Here is a 4,995-nt window from a genome sequence, read left to right as displayed (position 1 = left end):
GGTAATAATGTTGATGACTCCACCAATACCTTCCGACCCGTACAAGGATGAACGAGGCCCTTTAACGATCTCTATGCGTTCGATCAAATCCGGGTTCATGTTTTGAATGGCCGCGGTTGATACTGTGCGGGCATTCATTTTTACGCCATCGATCATGATGATGACATGGTCGCTCTCTGTGCCGCGAACAAATACCGAGGTGGATTGACCTGGCCCACCATTGCGACTCAATTCGATTCCGGCATGAAACCTTAGTAATTCAGCGACGTCCCTGGACTGGCTTAACGCTATATCTTTTTCAGTTATGACAATTGTGGGTGTTACCGTCTGATCCGCGATCTGTGCGGTGCGCGTTGCGGTAACGACGATGGGAGTGGATTCTGCAGCAGCAGTGGAAATAGACGACAAGGCTAACAGTCCAGAAAACGCTAATGCATTAATGGCTGTACAGGAAACAGAGCTGCTTAAATTGTTGTTATTCATGGATTCCTCTGAAGTAAATAAAGCGCTCACCCGCGCCGATAATTATTGTTGTGTTCAGAGGATTGCTGGTGGTGGAGCCAAGGAAACAAGAATGCTTGTCAGATCAGCCCGCCGCCGTCGCCCTCCGCAACACGATTACGAGTGCTCTGGCCGGTCTCCGGACTGATGAGTGGACGTGATGTCCTGGTAGATACCTTCCCACACACGAAGTGCAGTGGCTGTGATTCTACTGTTAACTCAATCACCGTTGCGGGGGCAGTGCCGGACTAATCAAAGACGAATTTGTACAATGATGCACCGGCTTCCCGTTTCATTCCTTCGGGCGAATCCCGTTGGAACACCAAAAGCAGTCAGGACTGTAGACCTGGGTGCTTTCACTGTCAAGGGAATTTGGGAATCTGTGAAATTAATCAACGCCAGGTGACTGGTTTTTCAGCGAGTTATGGGTTAACGTTTAAGTTTATCCTCGAAGTTTTTTCAAATGCGCCTAAAGCGCTCTGGGTAGTGGTTCGATGCAAAAAATCATGGTGTTAAACGTCAAAGGTGGTTGTGGTAAAACAACTATTGCTACCAATCTTGCGGCCTGTTACGCAAGCCGTGGCTCCTACCCGGCCTTGCTCGATTATGATCCGCAGTCTTCGGCTAGCAAATGGCTGGATATTCGGCCTGAGCACGTCAGCCCCATACATGGCGTCGAAGCTCACAAGCAAAAGCTCACTATTACGCGTAGCTGGCAAATGCGCATGCCAGCACAGATAGATCGCGTAATTATTGATACTCCCGCTGCGCTTAACAGCCAGGAGCTAACTAACTTTATGCGCGAAGCCAATATAATTCTGATTCCCGTATTACCATCACCCATCGATATACATGCCACTACCGCTTTCATCGAAGAAATTCTGGTAATTGGGAAAATGCGCTCCAGTATATCCAGTGGAAATGAAACGCGGATTGGCGTTGTTGCAAACCGCGTTTGTGATAACACCCAGGTTTACCAGTCACTACAGGGATTTTTGTCGGGCGTGAATATACCTTTTGTAACTGCTTTCAGTGACAGCCACTACTATGTCCATGCATTTGTTGAAGGAGTAGGTATTCACGAGGTGCGAGATTCACGCACTCATTTGCTTCGGCAACAATGGCAACCCTTGCTTAACTGGATTGAAGATCCTGACAGCCTGGAAAGCACAAAAGATGACTCTGTCGATCCGCAAAAGTTTGCTTAACTTGGCTATTTGCTTAAGTTATAGTTGTTGTCACTAACCGTTCAGCCTGGTAAAAACACGTCCTGCGAATTATCGTTGATAACTTTAATAGGATAGCCATAAAGTTCGTTAAGATTTTCTGCAGTCAACAGCATTTTTGTTTCACCGGCTAATACTTTCCCATTGCCAAATAGCATCAGAATATGATCGCAGAATCTTGCGGCCAGATTGAGGTCGTGCAGTATCATGATGAACGCCGAATCCTGCTGGTCATTACTGTTGTGAAGCAGCTGCATGAGTTTTATCTGATGTTGTACATCAAGGTGGTTGGTAGGCTCGTCCAGCAAATAGATGTCAGGTTGTTGCGCCAGTATCGTTGCGATGGCAACACGCTGGCGTTCACCACCTGATAATGAGCTGATGTAGCGATCTTCCATTCCAGCAAGATCAACTTGCTGTAAGGAATTTCTGGCAAGCTCAATATCCTTTTTAGATTCCCATTGCCAGTTTTCTATGTGAGGGTGGCGTCCAATTAATACGGTTTCCAGCACTGTCGCTGGAAATGGGTCGGACTTGGTTTGAAATAAAACGCCCCGCTTTTTTGCCAACTCGGTTTTTCCAAGCGATCGAATATTTGTATCCTGGTAATAAATATCGCCCTCGTCTGGATCACGTAAGCCTGCCAGTGTATGCAGTAATGTAGTCTTGCCTATACCATTTATACCCAATACGCCCCAGCATTCACCGCTGTTTATCGATATATTGAGGTCATCGCAAACATTGCGATTTGCGATACTGACTTTTAGTGATTTGGCTGAAAATAAAGCGCTCATAGCGGTTGATTACTACGGTGCAGCTGAAACAGAAACATTGGTACACCAATCATGGCCATAATGACGCCAACTGGCAATTGTTGTGGTGCGATAATGACGCGCGCAAAGGTGTCGGCAATGACCAGCAAACTTCCTCCCAACAAAGCGCTGCTCGGTAACAACCAGCGATGATCCGTAACACCCGTTAAACGAACCAGGTGTGGAACGATTAAGCCTACGAAACCAATACTGCCAGCAATCGTGACTGCAGTGGCTGTCATCAATGAAGCAATCAGATAAATCATCAGGCGTAACTTTTTTACATCAACACCGAGCGCGGTTGCCTGCATGTGACCATGCAGTAAAACATTCAGGCGGCGGGATGAAAATAGCGCTAAAGTCAATCCCAGCACAAGAATAAGCAAGCCGGGCCATATCGTTTTGACATAGGCAAGATCGCCCATCAGCCAAAACAACATACTGTGCAGGTTGCGTTGTGGCGCAATAGCAAGAATAAAACTGACCACGGCACCCCAACCAGCGGCTACCACGACACCGGTTAACAATAATCGAGTTGGCGACCAACTGCCGCGAGCTTGTGCCAGACCGAATACGACAAACATTGATAACAAGGAACCGGCAAATGCGCTTCCTGTTAACAGCCAGCCACTGATGCCTGACAACATCGCAAACAATGTGGCGACAGCAGCACCGCCGGAAATGCCAAGAATGTATGGATCGGCTAATGGATTGCGTAACAGTACCTGCATCAATACACCGGCTATAGCCAGCAACGCACCGCAGGTAAAAGCGCCGACAGAACGCGGTAGTCGAAGCTCGTAAAGAATCTGCGTGGATGGTGTTACCTGATCTCCGAAGAGTGCATTAATTACCTGCGAAGTAGAAATGGGCACGCTGCCAACCATTAACGCCATCGCGATCGCGACTGGCGTCAGGCTTAGTAGTCCAATCAATACAAGCTTATTTCGCGCCACGGTAATTAGCCGGTTTCAGATTAGCTGTGCAGGCTGATGATGTTCCAGCCATGTTCACGGGCATGTCGTTCCAGACTTCTATCAGGATCTACCGCTACCGGATGACTGACCAGAGACAGCAAGGGAATGTCATTATGTGAATCACTGTAAAACCAGCTTTCATTCAGGTCCATACCCGTTTCCTGCAACCACTGATTAAGCCGTTCCACTTTGCCATGCTGGAAGCAGGGTGTACCCGCTACGTTGCCGGTGTAGCGATTGTTGATATATTCAGGTTCTGTTGCAATGATGGTATCGATACCAAAAGCTTCGGCGATTGGTGCGGTGACAAACCGGTTAGTCGCGGTAATGATTAGCGGCGTATCACCGTCCTGTTTGTGCTTTTCAATGAGTGCGAACGCCTTGGGGAACATGATGGGACGAATCTTCTCTTCCATGAACTGCTGGTGTAACTGGTTCAGGTAGCTGATATCGTGTTCGGAAAGTGGTTTCAGACTAAATGCCAGAAATTCATAGATATCCAGCGTGCCGGCCTTGTACTCTTCGTAAAACCGGTCATTTTCGCGGTTATACTCTTCGCCGTCTACAAGTCCTTGTTCAATAAGGAATTCTCCCCAGAGATAATCACTGTCTCCTGCCAATAGGGTGTTGTCCAGATCAAAAATCGCTAAATTCAATGTGCTAACCTTTTGGAATGCCAGAGTTGCGTCAAATAATTTACTAAAATGAAAGGTATAGGTTTTGTCACCCGAGCGCCAGAGGCTATTTTGCTGGTTGTTGCCCGGCGTGTGCCACAGATTTGCCATGCATTGGCAGCTTGTGGAAGAATCAGGGTAATTGGATACTAACTTATTGATTTAAACCGTGATAGATTCAGAAGGCTACAGGCCCAATGTCGGGATTATTCTCTGTAACACCGAGAAGCAGGTGTTGTGGGCCAGGCGCATTGGTCAAAATGCCTGGCAGTTTCCACAGGGTGGTATCAAACGCGATGAAACGCCAGAGGAAGCCTTGTATCGCGAACTCTGGGAAGAGGTGGGGCTGGTCCCAGAGAAGGTGGAACTGCTCGCAGCGACCCAGGATTGGTTAAGGTATCGCTTGCCCAAGGGCCTGATTCGAAGTGAAGAGAAACCACTCTGCGTCGGCCAAAAACAAGTCTGGTTTTTATTGCGACTGTCAGGTGATGAAGACGACGTAAGACTGGATCGCGGGGACAAGCCTGAATTTGATGGTTGGCGATGGGTGGATTACTGGTATCCGCTCAAGGAAGTGGTTGCTTTCAAGCGAGATGTTTATTTACAGGCATTAAATGAATTTGCACCAGTTCTGGGTTGTTCTGACCAGGACAAATAATGGATAGGGTGACTATTATTTTTGTCAATCCTCGGCCTGTTAGCTGTACTTGCTTTTTAATGTGAAAGGGAATTTGGCAGAATTAAACCAGCGCTGATATCAAGTACGGCTTCACTCAATTAAAAAATGTCTGCTATGCAGTTTCAG

General features: G+C 47.4%; 6 protein-coding genes and 1 riboswitch. Of the genes, 2 read left to right on the top strand and 4 right to left on the bottom strand.

Features of this window, described 5'->3' with window-relative positions; genetic code table 11:
- On the bottom strand, positions 1–483 hold a 483-nt coding region (locus ACWVCM_RS12955; protein WP_455202178.1), incomplete at its 3' end, for a TonB-dependent receptor plug domain-containing protein.
- Between the two features lie 131 nt (positions 484–614).
- A riboswitch (cobalamin riboswitch) is annotated at positions 615–844 on the bottom strand.
- Between the two features lie 151 nt (positions 845–995).
- Here ACWVCM_RS12955 and ACWVCM_RS12950 point away from each other — a divergent pair.
- Positions 996–1,709, top strand: a complete 714-nt coding sequence (locus tag ACWVCM_RS12950; protein WP_455202177.1) for an AAA family ATPase — start codon at positions 996–998, stop codon at positions 1,707–1,709.
- A gap of 41 nt (positions 1,710–1,750) precedes the next feature.
- On the opposite strand, the gene ACWVCM_RS12945 is transcribed toward ACWVCM_RS12950, so the two are convergent.
- From ACWVCM_RS12945 to ACWVCM_RS12935, 3 genes are read right to left on the bottom strand one after another with little or no spacing between them, the layout of a single operon-like run.
- Positions 1,751–2,521 (bottom strand): ABC transporter ATP-binding protein, encoded by a 771-nt coding sequence (locus tag ACWVCM_RS12945; protein WP_455202176.1) that lies wholly within the window; start codon positions 2,519–2,521, stop codon positions 1,751–1,753.
- On the bottom strand, positions 2,518–3,495 hold the full coding sequence (locus ACWVCM_RS12940) for a FecCD family ABC transporter permease (protein ID WP_455202175.1): 978 nt from the start codon (positions 3,493–3,495) through the stop codon (positions 2,518–2,520). The genes ACWVCM_RS12945 and ACWVCM_RS12940 overlap by 4 nt, the downstream gene beginning before the upstream one ends.
- Positions 3,496–3,515: 20 nt before the next feature.
- The gene (locus tag ACWVCM_RS12935) at positions 3,516–4,301 is read right to left on the bottom strand and encodes a histidinol-phosphatase (protein WP_455202174.1); all 786 of its coding nucleotides are present in this window, start codon (positions 4,299–4,301) and stop codon (positions 3,516–3,518) included.
- A gap of 58 nt (positions 4,302–4,359) precedes the next feature.
- Here ACWVCM_RS12935 and ACWVCM_RS12930 point away from each other — a divergent pair, with 58 nt between their 5' ends.
- Positions 4,360–4,848 (top strand): RNA pyrophosphohydrolase, encoded by a 489-nt coding sequence (locus ACWVCM_RS12930; protein ID WP_455202173.1) that lies wholly within the window; start codon positions 4,360–4,362, stop codon positions 4,846–4,848.
- Positions 4,849–4,995: the final 147 nt, after the last annotated feature.

The sequence above is a fragment of the Kaarinaea lacus genome, from assembly GCF_975902315.1.
This window is presented reverse-complemented; position numbering and strand designations above follow the sequence as displayed.